The organism is Aequorivita iocasae, from assembly GCF_016757735.1.
GTDB lineage: Bacteria > Bacteroidota > Bacteroidia > Flavobacteriales > Flavobacteriaceae > Aequorivita > Aequorivita iocasae.
Genome location: NZ_CP068439.1, coordinates 596,891 through 611,507, shown reverse-complemented (window position 1 = coordinate 611,507; position 14,617 = coordinate 596,891). Strand labels below are relative to the sequence as shown.

Genomic DNA, 14,617 nt, shown 5'->3' with positions numbered 1-14,617 from the left:
TGGAATTGGTAACGAGCCTTTGTTTCTTTGCCACAAACCGATAAACAAAAATTATGAAGTTAGTTTCAGTGAAACGACAAACAAAAACGGAAAAAAGATTTACAGAAAAAATGGGGATGTTTACCACTAATGTGATTTACATCAAAAAAACTTTTTTGAAAGTTCCCTTTAAAACAGTACACAAATACCGTGAAACCTATTATGGCAAAATGAAAGATTGTGCAGATTGTAGGATAAGCGCATAGATAGAAAACTAAATGAAATAAAAACACCGAACGGAATTTTCCGTTCGGTGTTTTTATTTTCGAAATATCAAATTATACTTCCGCTTTTTCAGTTTCTGCAGATGCATCAATTTTCTTCACGAGCCCCTGCAAAACATTGCCTGGACCAACTTCAATAAATTTAGTAGCTCCATCTTTTATCATATTCTGTACACTCTGTGTCCACTTAACCGGAGCAGTAAGTTGAAAGATGAGGTTTTCCTTTATTTTTGAAGGATCAGTAACCGCAAATGTTGAAACATTTTGATATATAGGGCAGGCAGGTTCGGTAAATTGTGTTGCCTCAATAGCCGCTGCCAGCTCTTCACGAGCAGGCTCCATCAATGGACTGTGGAAAGCGCCACCTACCGGTAAAATCAAAGCTCTGCGTGCACCAGCTTCTTTCAAACTTTCACAGGCTTTTCCAACAGCATCCACATCGCCAGAAATTACCAATTGGCCGGGGCAGTTATAATTTGCGGCAACAACAATTCCAGGTGTGGTTGCACATATTTCTTCAACTAAATGGTCTTCCAGCCCTAAAACAGCCGCCATTGTTGAGGGTGTTTTTTCACAGGCTTTTTGCATTGCCAATGCACGTTTGTAAACCAGTAGCAACCCATCGCTAAAGGCAAGCGTTCTATTGGCAACTAATGCCGAAATTTCACCTAAGGAATGTCCTGCTACCATATCTGGCTGGAATTTATTGCCCATAACTTCTGCCAAAATGGTGGAATGAAGGAAAATAGCGGGTTGGGTAACTTTGGTTTCTTTAAGCTCGTCGGCACTGCCTTCAAACATTGTTTTGGAAATATCGAAACCTAAAATCTCATTGGCTTGTTGAAACATTTCTTTCGCTTTCGAAGAGTTTTCATAAAGATCTTTGCCCATTCCCGTAAATTGGGCGCCCTGTCCGGGAAATATATATGCTTTCATTGTCAATTGGTTTAGAAATACAAAAATAGGATTTATTATTAGGAATATCTTTTCATAACGGAATTGACTGGTGACAAATAACCACTTCCGAAAAGATTGAGATGTACCAATAAATAGTAGAGTTGCCAAAGCGGAACCCGTTCTTTCCAGCCTTCACTTAGTTGAAAAATAGCATTATAAGCTAAAAAAACTTCTTCTGAAAAACCACCGAACAATTTCATCATGGCAATATCCATTTCACGCGGCGCAAAAGCCACCGCGGGATCTATTAAAACAGGCTCATCAGTTTCGGAAACCATATAGTTGCCATTCCAAAGATCTCCGTGAATTAGGGACGGGGGGTCGTTCGGGATTTCCACAGAAATATTCTTAAAAAATCCCTCTAAGTTATTAAAATGAAAGCCTTTGTCTGAAGCCATTTTAAACTGTGGCTCCAAACGCTGGGTGATATAAAATTCTGAAGCCGAGCTGCAGAAGCCGTTTTTCTGAGGAAGACTGCCTATATAGTTATCGTGGTCCAATCCAAAATTTTGCTGTGTGGTTCTGTGCAGTGTTGCCAAATTTTCAGCAAATTTTTTCCAGAAATTTGAATTTGGAGTTCCTGTTTTCAAATATTCCATCATTAAATATGAATGATTTTGAAAAACACCAACAGCGATGATTTTCGGAATCTGGAAACTTTCCGTAGCCTGTAAAAGCTGAAGTCCTTTAGCTTCTGCCTGAAACATTCCAGGAAATTTGGAAGCATTGTTTATTTTAACAACATAATTTCCTTCTTCACATTTTAGAAGAAAAACTTTGTTGATGTCACCTCCCGAAAGTGGTTTGCAATCAATAAAGTTGAAATTGTTTTGTGAAGCTATATTTTTTAGAATGGCTTTCAAGTTTGATGCTTTTTATAAAACCTTACTGCTTTTAAAAAATTGCGAGGTTTTAAAAGGTATTATTTGCGCACCCAAGTTTCATATGTAAAGGAATACTTATGTTTTTCATCTTTAGGATGCTCCTCTTCGGAAATTAGTTCCCATTTCTCGTTTGAAAACTCTGGAAAAAAAGTATCAGCATCCTTAAAAGTTTCGTGGACTCGGGTAAGCTCAATTTTTTGTGCAAAGGGAAGTCCTATTTTATATATTTCACCACCTCCAATTATATAAGGTTTTGGGTCATCTTTTGCAATATTGAAAGCATCTTCCAAGGTTTGCACCACTATGGCACCTTCTTTTTTATAGTCTTTATTTCGGGTAATTATAATGTGGGTTCTGTTAGGAAGCGGTTTTGGGAACGATTCAAATGTCTTGCGCCCCATAATAATATGGTGGCCCGTAGTTAATTGCTTAAAACGCTTAAAATCATCGGGCAAGTGCCAAAGCAGGTCGTTGTTCTTTCCCAGTTCGTTATTCTCGCCCGCGGCGGCAATCATGGTTATCATTGTACGTCTGGCGGTAATGGGTTGTTCAGTTCGTTTTTTTTTGAAGTGCCTGGTGGGGTTGTAGGCAGTTGTAGTTCTGTTTCTACTTTTTTCTGAAGTTCAGCCATGCGTTCTGCTTGTCGTGCTTTCAATTTTTCAAGTTGGCGATCTTCCCATTCCTTGCCCATAAACTTGTTCATTACAAAAACATTGAAAAGATGCACGAGGAATATAAAAGTCCAAATTAAAATGGCCCAAATAAACCAATCCTTTATAAAGAAATTTTCGCCATACCCTAAAATAGGATTTATGAGAATTAACAAAACGGAGCCCACCAAAAACAGTATAAAATGGCGCATCAAGTTTTTTTTCTGTTTGATGCGGCTACGGGCGTACTCGTATTGCTCGCGCTGTTCAGCATCAATTCTTTCGGTTTTTTTAGTTTTTGAAAACATAGTTGGTTACTTTCGTTGAATGCAACAAGCGCTGCTAAAATCTGTCTTGTAAAAATACCTAAAATTCGCCATTTTGGCCACCCACTTATGGAAGATTTAAGAAAACACTTTCCCGCTCTGGAATCCTGCACCTACTTAAATACTGCCTCAAATGGCGTAATTCCAAAGCCTGTTGTTGAATGGCGCAGACAACACGATCTGGATTTAATGAACCATGCGAGCGTTTTTCGAGATAAACATAAAGTTCATATTGAACAAATCCGTAAAACAGTTGCTGATTTCTTCAATGCCGCTACAGATGAAACTGCCTTGGTTCCCAATTTATCCTTTGGAATAAACACTACCTTGGAAGGACTTCCGAAAGGGCAAAAAATACTTCTTTTAAAAAATGATTATCCTTCCGTGAATTGGCCAGTGGAAACCCGCGATTTTGATGTCTGTTATGCTGAAATTGATGAAAATTTGGAACAGAATATTGAGGAGACGGTGGCAAAGCACAGGCCTGATATTTTTATGTTCAGCATTGTACAATGGTTAAACGGGATAAAAATAGATTTTGAATTTTTGAAACAGTTAAAAAGCTATCACCCCAACCTACTTTTAATTGCTGACGGCACCCAATATTTGGGAACGGAAAATTTCAGTTTTACCGAAAATGCAATTGATGTTTTAGGGACGAGCGCCTACAAATGGCTAACGGCGGGCTATGGCAATGGATTTATAATGGTGAAGGAAGCTGCGCGTGAAAGGATTTTTCCAAAGACCATCGGGTTCAATTCTGCCGAACGTTTTGAAAGTTTGGCAACGGAAACTGCCTTTATGAAGCATTTTGAACCGGGCCACCAAGACACCTTGAATTATGGCAGTTTGGAGCAAGCGATATTATTTCAGAAAAAAATTGGAAAAGAAAATCTGTATCAAAAAATTGCTTCACTTTCAGCAAAGGCGAAAGCATGTTTTACCGATATGAATTTATTGAGAAATGATACGCTGCTGCGCAAAAAACATTCTTCTATTTATAATTTAAAAGGTGATAAAGCACTATTTCAAAAATTGCAAGAGAACAAAATTGTATGCTCCCCACGTGGTGGTGGAATTCGTGTAAGTTTTCATTACTACAATACGGATGAGGAACTGGAAAGGCTTATAGAGATTTTAAAAATGAATTGAGAGATATAGCGTACATTCCACTTCAGCAAATTAAAGTTTTCTAAAAGCATAATTCTTATAATATTCTTTTTCATCCGTAAAGGAAGTTTCAATTTCGAGGCCAGATTTTTCTGCAAGCCATTGTACCGTTTTATCATCGTATTTCTGTGAAATTTCGGTGTGGATGGTTTCCCATTGATCAAAATTTACAGTTAACTGCAACTTTTCGATAGTTACTTGCATCGCTTCGTTAGCAACCAAAAAACTTTTGGCAGTACCCGTCTCGGGATTGTAGGATTCCCAATGAGTGAATTTTTCAATATCAAAATTTCCTTCAAGCTCACGATTTATTCGGGTTAAAATATTCTTGTTGAATGCCGCTGTAATTCCAGATTTGTCATTGTACGCGTTTAGTATGCTTTGTGGATTCTTTTTTTGGTCAAAACCCATGAACAGCAGATCATCCCGAAGCATTACATCTTTTAATTGAGTGAGAAATTCAATTGCCTTTGGATGTTTTAGGTTTCCGATATTACTTCCCAAAACCATTATTACCTTTTTGCGTTTATTAAAACCTTTCAATCTTTCCAGGACTTCAAAATATTCTCCCACTTCAGCATCTACATTTAAAGCTGGCATTTCTTCGGCGAGATTATTTGACAGCATTTCCACGGCATTTTCACTAATGTCAATGGGCTTGTAAATAAAATTGAAGTTATTTTCAGCCATATATTTTAGCAGAACCTTTGTCTTTTTCCCATCACCAGCGCCAAGTTCAATTAAATCCAAACCGTTTTCGCGGTCACGAAAAAGCTCTCCAATGGTTTCAGTATGTGATGAAAGTATTTGGAATTCGCACTCAGTAAGATAATATTCGGGCATTGCCATAATTTCCTGAAAGAGCTTATCGCCCTTTTTATCATAGAAATATTTCGAAGATAAATATTTAGGAAATGCACTGAGACCTTCAAAAACTTCTTTTTTAAAGGTAGTGTCCAAAAGCGTAGCGGTAGTTGTTGCCATAGAGAGGTAGTCGTTATTATTTCACCAACCTTAATCCTGTGAATTGCCACCGCAGATTAGGGTGGAAAAAATTTCTGTAAGTAGGTCGTGTATGTTTGGAAGATGTTGACACGGAACCGCCGCGCAACACTTTTTGGTTTACCATAAATTTTCCATTGTACTCGCCAATGGCGCCGGGAGCTTTGGTGTAACCTGGGTAGGGCAGGTATGCGCTCTCAGTCCATTCCCAACGGTTGCCCCATTCAAAATTTTCTTGGGCTACTTCCCATTCAAATTCAGTGGGTAGGCGGCATTCCTTCCATTGTGCAAATGCAAAAGCTTCATAATAGGAAATGTGGGAAAGGGGGGCATTAATATTTAATTTTTGAAGTCCATTCAATGTATATTGGTGCCATTCCCCATCAATATTGTGCCAATACATTGGGGCTTCTATCTGGTTTTGTTTCACCCAGTCCAAGCCTTCGGCGTGCCACAAATTAAAATCTTGGTAACCTCCGGCATTTATAAATTCCAGGTATTCGGCATTGGTAACAAGCTTGTTTGAAATTTTATAATCGTGTAGATATACTTTGTGCCTTCCTAGCTCATTGTCATAGCAGAATTCGTCGGAATTTGTATGGCCTATTTCATAAATACCTTCGTACATTTCAATCCACTCCCGTTGAAAATTCTGGCGCGGATTTTCTGAAAAGGAGTCGTTGTATTTCGGCAATAGCGGGTTATTTCCTAGGATGTATTTTATATCTGTAACCAGAAGTTCCTGATGCTGTTTTTCGTGATGGATTCCTATTAGAAGAATTTCTTCAATTTCTGCGGAAATTTCCTCTGAAAGAAAATCCTTCATTTCATTGGTAACATACTGCCTGTAATCATAAACCTTTGCAACGCCGGGTCGCGAGAGATTGCCGCGATCATTTCTTATTACTCGTTTGCCCACATTTTCATAATAGCTGTTAAAAACAAAAGCGAAGTCCTCGTGGAAGAGTTTGTAATTTGGTTTGTGGGGCTTTAAAATGAATTCCTCAAAAAACCAAGTGGTATGGCCCAAGTGCCATTTGGGAGGGGAAACGTCCACAATGGGCTGTACCACATAATCCTCAATTTCCAGCGGTTTGCAAATATCTTCTGTATGTTGGCGGGTTTCGAGAAAGAAGGAAACCAGTGTATCTGTAGCAATCATAAAAAAGTGCCGTATTTTTTTACGACACTTTAAAGTTAATAATATAATTTTCGGTATATGTTTAAATCATGTTAAAGGCCATCACCATATTTTAAAACCTCATTGTAATTTGAAAGTCATGGGTAAAAGGAATAAAACATCAACAGATTCTTTTCCGTTTTTGCCTGGGGTCATCTTTGGAAGACTTTTTATAACCCGAATTGCTTCTTTTTCTAATTCTTTAAATTTTGCTTTTACTTTAATATCATCCACAAATCCATTTTTATTGATTATAAACTGAATATTTATGCGTTGATTTCCTTTTTTAACTCTGGAGTTTGGTTTTAAAAAAACATTAAAATTATTGGCAATATGTGTTTTTATATTTTCAGACATACAGACTCTGAGCTCTTCATTTTTATCAGCATAACATCCAGGAAACTCAGGACTTTTTTCTACACTTTGAAGAGTATAAATTTTTTCTTTAGTTGTATGTGGAATTTTTTTTAAAGGAAAATCTAGTTCAATATTAAATGTATCGTAAAGCGTAACTCCTTCAATATTTTTATATTTAGAAATAGGAAGTAAGTTTTCGATGACTTTTTCGGTAATTTTGTATAATCCAATATTTTTAACATCTAGATGATAAAATTTTGAAGTTTCCATTTTCATCTACTAATACTTCCAAATGCAATTTATCAGAATCGTGACCTAACTTAATCTTACTTTTGTTTTCTTCAAATGCATTAAGTAATATACTTTCAATATAACTTTTAAAACAGGTATTTCGAGAAGCAATGCTGCTACTTTCATTACAAGCCTCAAGACTTATAAATTGTCCGAAACTCTTTAAGTAAATTAAAAGGAATAATGCGAAAACTAAACCTTTTAGCAAAACTATTTCCCGGTTTTAAAAGTAAAAGGGACCGTAAATTTAATAGTGCGAGGTTTACCGCCCATCATTCCGGGTTTTGCCATTTTCGGGATGGCCATAATATTTCGTTTGGCTTCATCCTGCAACGCTTTTGATCCTCCGGAAACATTTTTCACTTCTACCATGCCTTGTTCGTTTATAATAAATTCTACGATTACTCTACCTTCCTCGTTCTTTTTGTAGGCCTCTGGTGGATATTTAAAGTTTTTGGCAATGTGTGTTGCTAGTTTGTTGTTGAAACAATTATCGCGTTCTGCAGCGCTACCATTTTCACAACCTGGCCAGATTGGCCCTATTTCTTTAAGGGTCACTGTGTTTTTTTTAACATCACCCCATTCTTCTTGTGCAAAGATGGTGGTTGAGAATAGAATGCATACTGCAATAAGTAGGGTTTTCATTTTGAAGAATTAGTTTAAGTTAAACGGCAACAGCACCTTTAATGTGGGGGTGAGGATTATAATCCACAAGTGTAAAGTCATCAAAAGTAAAGCCAAATATATCTTTTACTTCTGGATTAAGCAACATTTTTGGCAAAGCTCGCGGTTCACGCGATAATTGAAGTTCTACTTGTTCAAAATGATTGCTGTAAATATGGGCATCGCCAAAGGTGTGGACAAAATCGCCAGGCTGATAGCCACAAACCTGCGCCATCATAATCGTTAATAGTGCATAGGATGCAATGTTGAAAGGAACGCCCAAGAAAATATCGGCGCTGCGTTGGTAAAGCTGGCAGGATAACTTACCATCGGCTACATAAAATTGAAAGAAGGCATGGCAGGGTGGAAGCGCTGCCTTACCATTGGATACATTTTCGGAAAAAGAGTTTGAGGTGTCTGGCAAAACACTGGGATTCCAAGCGCTAACGAGCATTCGGCGGCTATCGGGATTGGTTTTTAGGGTTTTTATGATATCTGAAATTTGATCAATCTCCTCACTGTTCCAGTTTCGCCATTGGTGGCCATAAACGGGGCCCAAATCGCCATTTTCATCTGCCCATTCGTTCCAAATACGCACCCCATTTTCCTGAAGATATTTCACATTTGTATCGCCATTCAAAAACCACAAAAGTTCATAAACTATAGATTTTAGATGAAGTTTTTTAGTGGTGACCATAGGAAAACCTTCACTGAGATCAAAGCGCATTTGGTAGCCAAAAACACTTTTGGTGCCTGTGCCCGTGCGGTCTTTTTTTACAGTACCATTTTCCATTACGTGCCTTAGAAGATCGTGATATTGTTTCATTGTATGTGCAAATAGATTATTGGTCTAAAAATACTAATAGGGATGTTGATGCTCAAATTATTTCTGAATTGCTTTTAAATAAGTTATTAACGATTCAGAATTATGTTAAAATTTTGATTAAATTTAATTCGAAATCCTTGAGCAAATGGAAAATAAATATCAGCTATCAACCGGGATATTGGAGTGCTACCCCTTGTATGCAATTTTTCACTTTAATGCATCTGTTTATGATCTTGAAGAGGCAGAGGAGTTTGTGGGAATAATTGATTCACATTATAGAGGGCGGAAATGTGTGGTAGTTTCTAATAGGGAAATGGCAAAAAGAGTGAACCCTGAGGTTTACAATAGTAAAAAATCTAAAAGTGTGGTAGGGATAGCAATTGTTTCAAATAACAATGCTGTTAAAAATGAAGCTATCGAGGAGCAAGGTCTATTTGAGGGCGCCTTTAGTTACTTCCAGTCTATAGAAGAAGCTTCTGATTGGGCAAAAACAGTTATAGGAAGCTATTAGCCAATAATCATTCCCGCGATAGTTGCAGATATTAACGATGCAATTGTTCCGCCAATCAAAGCTTTCATCCCAAACTTAGAAAGGGTTTTTCGCTGTCCGGGTGCCAGAGAACCAATTCCGCCAATCTGAATTCCGATGGATGCAAAATTCGCAAACCCACACAGCATATAAGTGGCCATAATGATGCTTTTTTCGTAGTTAAGGTGTAGCTCATTGGTTACGTTTTTAAGTTCTGCTAACTGAATGTACCCAACAAACTCACTTGCGGCAAGTTTTATTCCCAATAATTGGCCCATCATAAACATATCTTCTTTTGCCACGCCTATAAGCCACATTAAAGGAGCAAATACCGTCCCCAATATTGCTTCCAAAGAAAGACTGTCATAAGCAGATTTTTCGGCAACCCAACTATTGACTGAAGTTACTTCGCCAACCCATCCTAATATTCCGTTGAGCATTGCAATAAAGGCTACAAAAACCAAAAGCATAGCGCCCACGTTTACCGCAAGTCTCAAACCTTCAGTAGTTCCATTGGCAATAGCATCCAAAAAGTTGGAGCCAATTTTTTCAGAAGAAACCTTTACATCAGTATTGATAGGTTCAGTCTGCGGATAGAGTATTTTAGAAATCACGATAGCGCCTGGCGCTGCCATGACGGAGGCTGCCAAAAGGTGTTTGGCAAAAGTCAATCGCAATTCGGGGTCGTCACCGCCCAAAAAGCCGATATACGCAGCAAGTACAGCTCCCGCAACAGTTGCCATTCCGCCAATCATAACAAGTAGCATTTCGCTCTTGTTCATTTTTTCCAAATATGCTTTAATCAAAAGCGGGGCTTCGGTTTGGCCCAAAAAGATGTTTCCTGCAACGCTCAAACTTTCAGCGCCTGAAATATTCAAAAGCTTTGTAAGCAGCCATCCCATTCCTTTTACAACTATTTGGATAATTCCGAAATAGAAAAGCACAGAAGTAAGTGCAGAGAAAAATATAATGGTTGGCAATACCTGAAACGCAAAGATGAAACCGAAAGAGTTGATATCCAGCATTCCGCCAAAAAGGAACTCGCTTCCTGCTTTGGTATAATCCAAGACATTTACAAATATTTGGCCCACACCTTCAAAGGCATTTTTTATAAAATTTACTTTCAAAACACCAATGGCAATCAACAGTTGGAAAGCCAGTCCAAGACCCACCGTTTTCCAATTGATAGCCTTTCTGTTTGAGCTGAAAAGAAAAGCTATAATTATTAATGAAAACATCCCTAAAACACCACGCCAAAGACTTTGGAAAGAAAAGCCTGCGCTGGGAATTATCTCTGAAGTTTTAGTAACGGTCTCCAATGCCGAAGCATTTTGCATGTTGGGCGTTTTTAGCTGGTATTTGTAATTTTTTTCTGAAAGGGAAAGTGTGCTATCTGTAATTTGCTCTACGCGAAATCTTCTAATGCTGTCTGTGGGATTGTTGAAAAATAGCACCAATAAATTGTTCTGAAACATATAATCGCCGCTCGACTTTAAACTATCACTGGCAACCTGATATTCAAAAACACCGTTTTCGAGTTTAAGGAAATCCTTTTCAGGGTTTATATTTAGAACGGAAAGGCCGTTTTCATCTTTTACTTCGGAAAATTGCCAGGTTTTTTCAATGCTTTGAGCAAAAGTATTGCCGATGAAAAAAAGCGCAATGGCTACAAGTGTGAATTTTCGCATATTCTGTTTAAACTCCAACCCTTTATTGCTTAAACTGCGCTCTAGACAGGTTCGCTAAAGGGGGTTATATTTTTTTAAAAATAATAATAAACCTACTCCCTTTTTGATATTTCGTCGCGTAGGCTTGCTGCCTTTTCATAATTTTCGTCTTTTACGGCAGCGTCCAGCATTTTGTTTAATTCACTTAGGCTAAACTTGGAATAATCTTCCCGTGAAGGCTTTACAGATTCTTTATCTTCTCCAAGAATTAAGTTTTCAATAACTGCTTCCTCCTTTTTTGAAAGTGTTTTTTTGGAAGTGGAAGTTTTAAGATAAATACCTGCTTTGTCCAAAATGTTTTTATAAGTAAAAATGGGTGCTTTAAACCGAAGGGCCAATGCTATGGCGTCACTGGTACGTGCATCAATAATCTCTTCGATTTTGTCACGTTCACAAATAATGCTTGAATAAAAAACCCCATCCACCAGTTTGTGGATGATTACCTGCTTCACCACAATTTCAAAACGGTCAGCGAAATTCTTAAAAAGGTCGTGGGTAAGAGGCCTAGGCGGGGTAATGTCTTTTTCCAAGGCAATAGCAATGGACTGTGCCTCAAAAGCGCCAATTACTATCGGCAATTTGCGTTCGCCGTCCACTTCGTTCAAGATAAGTGCGTAGGCGCCATTTTGGGTTTGGCTGTAAGATATTCCTTTTATGGTAAGTTTTACTAAACTCATTCTTCAGTACTGTTGTAATATTCCTTTTGCAGTGTTCAGTTAAACAATGGCTTATAAAAGTAACGAATAAAAAATCAATAAAAAAAGGGGTGTTTAAATTTGGATGTTTCCCTATCTAAACAGCCCTTTTTCGGGGTACAAATTAATAAAAAATTATGCGTTTTGCGCTTTAAATTCTTTTAATTTTTCGGTGAGTTTTGGTACTATTTCAAAAGCATCGCCTACAATACCGTAGTCTGCAGCCTTAAAGAAAGGTGCTTCGGGATCGTTATTGATTACCACTTTTACTTTTGAGGCGTTAATGCCCGCCAAATGCTGTATTGCGCCGGAAATACCGATTGCAATATAAAGGTTGGAAGCCACTGGTTTTCCAGTTTGCCCCACGTGCTCGCTATGCGGTCTCCAGCCCATATCGCTCACCGGTTTTGAACAAGCTGTGGCAGCACCAAGCGTTTGCGCAAGCTCTTCAACCATTCCCCAGTTTTCGGGGCCTTTCAGGCCGCGACCTCCGGAAACAACTATTTCTGCATCGGCAATGGTTACTTTGTCGGTTGCTTTATCTACGGAAACAATTTCCATATCAAAATCGTGGGCATCAAGATTTGGCGAGAAAGTTTCAGTGGAAGCTGAGGTTTCATTTTCCTTCAATCCATATGAATTTTTTCCCAACCCAATTATTTTAATATTGGTTTTAATTTCGGTAGTAGCGAAGGCTTTGTTTGTGAAAACGCTGTGTTTTACCTTAAATGGAGAAGTGCTTTCAGGAAGGGCGATGACGTTTGCCACGTAACCCGCTTCAAGGTTAACTGCGAGGGTGGGGGCCAAAAATTTACTGTTTGCGCTAGAAGTTAATACAATTACTTGTGCGCCTTCATTTTTTGCAGCTTGGCCGATTACATCGGCATACGCTTCGCCGTTAAACTTGTTCAATTTTTCATTGGAAACCTGCAAAACTTTTGAAGCTCCGTATTTCCCCAAATCTGAAACATCATTGGTATTAATGGTAACGGCAGTAACCGAAGTTCCCATTTGGTCCGCAATTCCTTTTGCGTACGAAACTGCTTCCAAAGCTATTTTTTTAATTTTTCCTTCTTCTGATTCTGTATATACTAAAACTGACATGTCTTTCTTTTTTTAATTCTTAAATTACCTTCGCTTCGTTATGAAGAAGGTTCACCAATTCGTCTACGTTATCAACCAACTTTACCGCACCTTTAGGTGCAGGTTTTGCAAATGACACCGTATTTGTTTCGGCGTTTGCATCCACAGGTTCTTTAACGTTCAAAGGTTTTGTGCGGGCCTGCATAATACCGCGCATATTTGGGATGCGAAGATCGCTTTCCTCAACCAACCCCTTTTGTCCGCCAATTACCAACGGAAGTGATGTTTTCAAAGTTTCCTTTCCGCCATCTATTTCGCGAATTGCTGTGGCTTTATCGCCTTCCACTTCAAGGCTGATACAGGTATTTACGAAGTTTGCGCCAATTAGTTTGGCAACCATTCCGGGTACCATTCCGCCGTTGTAATCGATTGATTCCCTACCGCCAATTACCAAATCGTAACCGCCTTCTTTTGCAACATTTGCAAGTTGTTTTGCAACTGAAAAACCATCGGTTGCAGCAGTGTTTACTCTAATAGCTTCATCGGCTCCAATAGCCAATGCTTTGCGAAGTGTAGGCTCAGTTTCAGCACCTCCAACGTTTACCACGTGTACTGTGGCTCCTTGTTTTTCTTTAAACCACATAGCTCGAGTAAGACCAAATTCGTCATTTGGATTGATTACGAACTGAACCCCATTTGTGTCAAACTTGCTATCGCCGTCAGTAAAATTAATTTTGGAAGTTGTGTCCGGTACGTGACTGATACAGACTAATATTTTCATTTTTTGAAGTGTTTTTGGATTGTAAATTTTCAGCAAATAGAAACCAAAAGGCTTTCAAATTGCTCGTGTGCGAAGTTAAGAATATATTTCCTTTTTTTGTTATGCACGCATAATAAATTTTGGTTAAAAGTGAAGAAAATATACCTAAACAGATGGTAATTATAGTATTTTTGCTATCCCTGAAAAATTTCAGTTATTTACATTTCAATTTAGACAGATGAAGACATTACAATTCAGAGAGGCAATAGCCGAGGCGATGAGCGAAGAAATGCGTCGCGACGAATCTATATATTTAATGGGCGAGGAAGTGGCCGAGTATAATGGGGCTTATAAAGCCAGTAAAGGAATGCTCGAGGAGTTTGGTGCAAAACGTGTAATAGATACTCCAATTTCCGAAATGGGCTTTTCAGGTATTGGTATAGGTTCGGCAATGAACGGCAACAGACCGATTATTGAGTTTATGACCTTCAACTTTTCTTTGGTTGCCATTGACCAAATAATAAACAACGCTGCCAAAATGCGCCAAATGAGCGGCGGGCAGTTTAATATTCCTATCGTCTTCCGTGGGCCAACAGCTTCTGCGGGGCAACTTGCCGCAACTCATAGCCAGGCCTTTGAAAGCTGGTACGCAAACTGTCCCGGGTTAAAAGTTGTGGTGCCGAGTAACCCAGCTGATGCAAAAGGACTGTTGAAAAGCGCAATCCGCGATGATGATCCAGTGATTTTTATGGAGAGCGAGCAAATGTATGGCGATAAGGATGAAGTGCCCGAAGGCGAATATTTGATTCCTTTGGGGGTTGCCGATATTAAAAGAAAAGGAAAGGATGTAACCATTGTTTCTTTTGGAAAAATTATAAAAGAAGCTTATAAAGCTGCTGAAACCCTTGCCGAAGAAGGCATTGAGTGCGAGATTATCGATTTACGCACTATTCGTCCCTTAGATTATGAGGCTATATTTGAATCGGTAAAAAAAACCAACCGTTTGGTAATTTTAGAAGAAGCATGGCCTTTCGGAAATGTTGCTACTGAAATAACATATCAAGTTCAGAACGAAGTTTTTGATTATCTGGACGCTCCAATTGTAAAAATAAATACAGCCGACACTCCCGCACCATATTCACCAGCTTTATTGGAGGAATGGTTGCCAAATAGTGAAGATGTTGTTAAGGCCGTAAAGAAAGTTCTTTATAGAGACTAATTTTATATCCGTACTAAAAATTCAGTCACTACCAT

17 protein-coding genes are annotated in these 14,617 nt (G+C 38.5%); 4 read left to right on the top strand and 13 right to left on the bottom strand.

Translation table 11 applies throughout. The features are described 5' to 3' along the window. The first annotated feature begins 53 nt into the window (after window positions 1-53). A complete protein-coding gene (locus JK629_RS02960) occupies window positions 54-245 on the top strand; it encodes a hypothetical protein (RefSeq protein WP_202337149.1) in 192 nt (63 codons plus the stop codon). Between the two features lie 72 nt (window positions 246-317). Here the strand turns inward: JK629_RS02960 and fabD are convergent, their stop codons facing one another. The 4 genes from fabD to JK629_RS02940 are packed head-to-tail and all read right to left on the bottom strand — an operon-like array spanning window position 318 to window position 3,062. Continuing rightward, window positions 318-1,199 carry an ACP S-malonyltransferase gene (gene fabD, locus JK629_RS02955; protein WP_202337148.1) on the bottom strand — a complete coding sequence of 294 codons (882 nt, stop codon included), beginning with the start codon at window positions 1,197-1,199 and terminating at the stop codon, window positions 318-320. Between the two features lie 38 nt (window positions 1,200-1,237). Beyond that, window positions 1,238-2,083, bottom strand: a complete 846-nt coding sequence (locus JK629_RS02950; protein WP_202337147.1) for a fructosamine kinase family protein — start codon at window positions 2,081-2,083, stop codon at window positions 1,238-1,240. Window positions 2,084-2,142: 59 nt separating this feature from the next. Then, complete coding sequence (locus JK629_RS02945) at window positions 2,143-2,628, bottom strand: dihydrofolate reductase (protein WP_202337146.1); 486 nt, start codon at window positions 2,626-2,628, stop codon at window positions 2,143-2,145. Then, entirely contained in the window at window positions 2,625-3,062 is a 438-nt protein-coding gene (locus JK629_RS02940) for a 2TM domain-containing protein (protein ID WP_202337145.1), read from the bottom strand. The genes JK629_RS02945 and JK629_RS02940 overlap by 4 nt, the downstream gene beginning before the upstream one ends. Before the next feature lie 87 nt (window positions 3,063-3,149). Here JK629_RS02940 and JK629_RS02935 point away from each other — a divergent pair, with 87 nt between their 5' ends. Further along, window positions 3,150-4,232: an aminotransferase class V-fold PLP-dependent enzyme gene (locus JK629_RS02935; RefSeq protein ID WP_202337144.1), complete on the top strand. Its 1,083-nt coding sequence runs from the start codon at window positions 3,150-3,152 to the stop codon at window positions 4,230-4,232. 30 nt (window positions 4,233-4,262) lie between these two features. On the opposite strand, the gene JK629_RS02930 is transcribed toward JK629_RS02935, so the two are convergent. The 5 genes from JK629_RS02930 to JK629_RS02910 form a co-directional block, all read right to left on the bottom strand. After that, window positions 4,263-5,234 carry an L-histidine N(alpha)-methyltransferase gene (locus tag JK629_RS02930; protein WP_202337143.1) on the bottom strand — a complete coding sequence of 324 codons (972 nt, stop codon included), beginning with the start codon at window positions 5,232-5,234 and terminating at the stop codon, window positions 4,263-4,265. 16 nt (window positions 5,235-5,250) lie between these two features. Further along, the gene (egtB, locus tag JK629_RS02925) at window positions 5,251-6,414 is read right to left on the bottom strand and encodes an ergothioneine biosynthesis protein EgtB (RefSeq protein WP_202337142.1); all 1,164 of its coding nucleotides are present in this window, start codon (window positions 6,412-6,414) and stop codon (window positions 5,251-5,253) included. Window positions 6,415-6,513: 99 nt separating this feature from the next. Next, window positions 6,514-7,059 carry an energy transducer TonB gene (locus tag JK629_RS02920; protein ID WP_202337141.1) on the bottom strand — a complete coding sequence of 182 codons (546 nt, stop codon included), beginning with the start codon at window positions 7,057-7,059 and terminating at the stop codon, window positions 6,514-6,516. Between the two features lie 231 nt (window positions 7,060-7,290). Further along, on the bottom strand, window positions 7,291-7,725 hold the full coding sequence (locus tag JK629_RS02915; protein ID WP_202337140.1) for an energy transducer TonB: 435 nt from the start codon (window positions 7,723-7,725) through the stop codon (window positions 7,291-7,293). Window positions 7,726-7,744: 19 nt separating this feature from the next. Beyond that, entirely contained in the window at window positions 7,745-8,569 is an 825-nt protein-coding gene (locus JK629_RS02910) for a thymidylate synthase (protein ID WP_202337139.1), read from the bottom strand. A gap of 145 nt (window positions 8,570-8,714) precedes the next feature. On the opposite strand from JK629_RS02910, the gene JK629_RS02905 reads away from it, so the two are divergent. Beyond that, the gene (locus JK629_RS02905; protein WP_202337138.1) at window positions 8,715-9,080 is read left to right on the top strand and encodes a hypothetical protein; all 366 of its coding nucleotides are present in this window, start codon (window positions 8,715-8,717) and stop codon (window positions 9,078-9,080) included. On the opposite strand, the gene JK629_RS02900 is transcribed toward JK629_RS02905, so the two are convergent. From JK629_RS02900 to JK629_RS02885, 4 genes are all read right to left on the bottom strand, one after another. Next, a complete protein-coding gene (locus JK629_RS02900; RefSeq protein WP_202337137.1) occupies window positions 9,077-10,786 on the bottom strand; it encodes a NupC/NupG family nucleoside CNT transporter in 1,710 nt (569 codons plus the stop codon). The two genes, JK629_RS02905 and JK629_RS02900, sit on opposite strands and share 4 nt — an antisense overlap. Before the next feature lie 92 nt (window positions 10,787-10,878). Then, window positions 10,879-11,502 carry a bifunctional nuclease family protein gene (locus tag JK629_RS02895; protein ID WP_202337136.1) on the bottom strand — a complete coding sequence of 208 codons (624 nt, stop codon included), beginning with the start codon at window positions 11,500-11,502 and terminating at the stop codon, window positions 10,879-10,881. Between the two features lie 153 nt (window positions 11,503-11,655). Beyond that, entirely contained in the window at window positions 11,656-12,624 is a 969-nt protein-coding gene (locus JK629_RS02890) for an electron transfer flavoprotein subunit alpha/FixB family protein (protein WP_202337135.1), read from the bottom strand. A gap of 19 nt (window positions 12,625-12,643) precedes the next feature. Beyond that, on the bottom strand, window positions 12,644-13,384 hold the full coding sequence (locus tag JK629_RS02885) for an electron transfer flavoprotein subunit beta/FixA family protein (RefSeq protein WP_202337134.1): 741 nt from the start codon (window positions 13,382-13,384) through the stop codon (window positions 12,644-12,646). A 217-nt stretch (window positions 13,385-13,601) separates the two neighbouring features. On the opposite strand from JK629_RS02885, the gene JK629_RS02880 reads away from it, so the two are divergent. Beyond that, window positions 13,602-14,582, top strand: coding sequence for a pyruvate dehydrogenase complex E1 component subunit beta (locus JK629_RS02880; protein WP_202337133.1), 981 nt, complete (start codon window positions 13,602-13,604; stop codon window positions 14,580-14,582). The last annotated feature ends 35 nt before the right edge of the window (window positions 14,583-14,617 follow it).

Bases quoted from the DNA above. Each gene is read 5' to 3' on its own strand.
- JK629_RS02960 (WP_202337149.1), top strand. From the start codon at position 54: ATGAAGTTAGTTTCAGTGAAACGACAAACAAAAACGGAAAAAAGATTT.
- fabD (WP_202337148.1), bottom strand. From the start codon at position 1,199: ATGAAAGCATATATATTTCCCGGACAGGGCGCCCAATTTACGGGAATG.
- JK629_RS02945 (WP_202337146.1), bottom strand. From the start codon at position 2,628: ATGATAACCATGATTGCCGCCGCGGGCGAGAATAACGAACTGGGAAAG.
- JK629_RS02940 (WP_202337145.1), bottom strand. From the start codon at position 3,062: ATGTTTTCAAAAACTAAAAAAACCGAAAGAATTGATGCTGAACAGCGC.
- JK629_RS02935 (WP_202337144.1), top strand. From the start codon at position 3,150: ATGGAAGATTTAAGAAAACACTTTCCCGCTCTGGAATCCTGCACCTAC.
- JK629_RS02930 (WP_202337143.1), bottom strand. From the start codon at position 5,234: ATGGCAACAACTACCGCTACGCTTTTGGACACTACCTTTAAAAAAGAA.
- egtB (WP_202337142.1), bottom strand. From the start codon at position 6,414: ATGATTGCTACAGATACACTGGTTTCCTTCTTTCTCGAAACCCGCCAA.
- JK629_RS02920 (WP_202337141.1), bottom strand. From the start codon at position 7,059: ATGGAAACTTCAAAATTTTATCATCTAGATGTTAAAAATATTGGATTA.
- JK629_RS02915 (WP_202337140.1), bottom strand. From the start codon at position 7,725: ATGAAAACCCTACTTATTGCAGTATGCATTCTATTCTCAACCACCATC.
- JK629_RS02910 (WP_202337139.1), bottom strand. From the start codon at position 8,569: ATGAAACAATATCACGATCTTCTAAGGCACGTAATGGAAAATGGTACT.
- JK629_RS02905 (WP_202337138.1), top strand. From the start codon at position 8,715: ATGGAAAATAAATATCAGCTATCAACCGGGATATTGGAGTGCTACCCC.
- JK629_RS02900 (WP_202337137.1), bottom strand. From the start codon at position 10,786: ATGCGAAAATTCACACTTGTAGCCATTGCGCTTTTTTTCATCGGCAAT.
- JK629_RS02895 (WP_202337136.1), bottom strand. From the start codon at position 11,502: ATGAGTTTAGTAAAACTTACCATAAAAGGAATATCTTACAGCCAAACC.
- JK629_RS02890 (WP_202337135.1), bottom strand. From the start codon at position 12,624: ATGTCAGTTTTAGTATATACAGAATCAGAAGAAGGAAAAATTAAAAAA.
- JK629_RS02885 (WP_202337134.1), bottom strand. From the start codon at position 13,384: ATGAAAATATTAGTCTGTATCAGTCACGTACCGGACACAACTTCCAAA.
- JK629_RS02880 (WP_202337133.1), top strand. From the start codon at position 13,602: ATGAAGACATTACAATTCAGAGAGGCAATAGCCGAGGCGATGAGCGAA.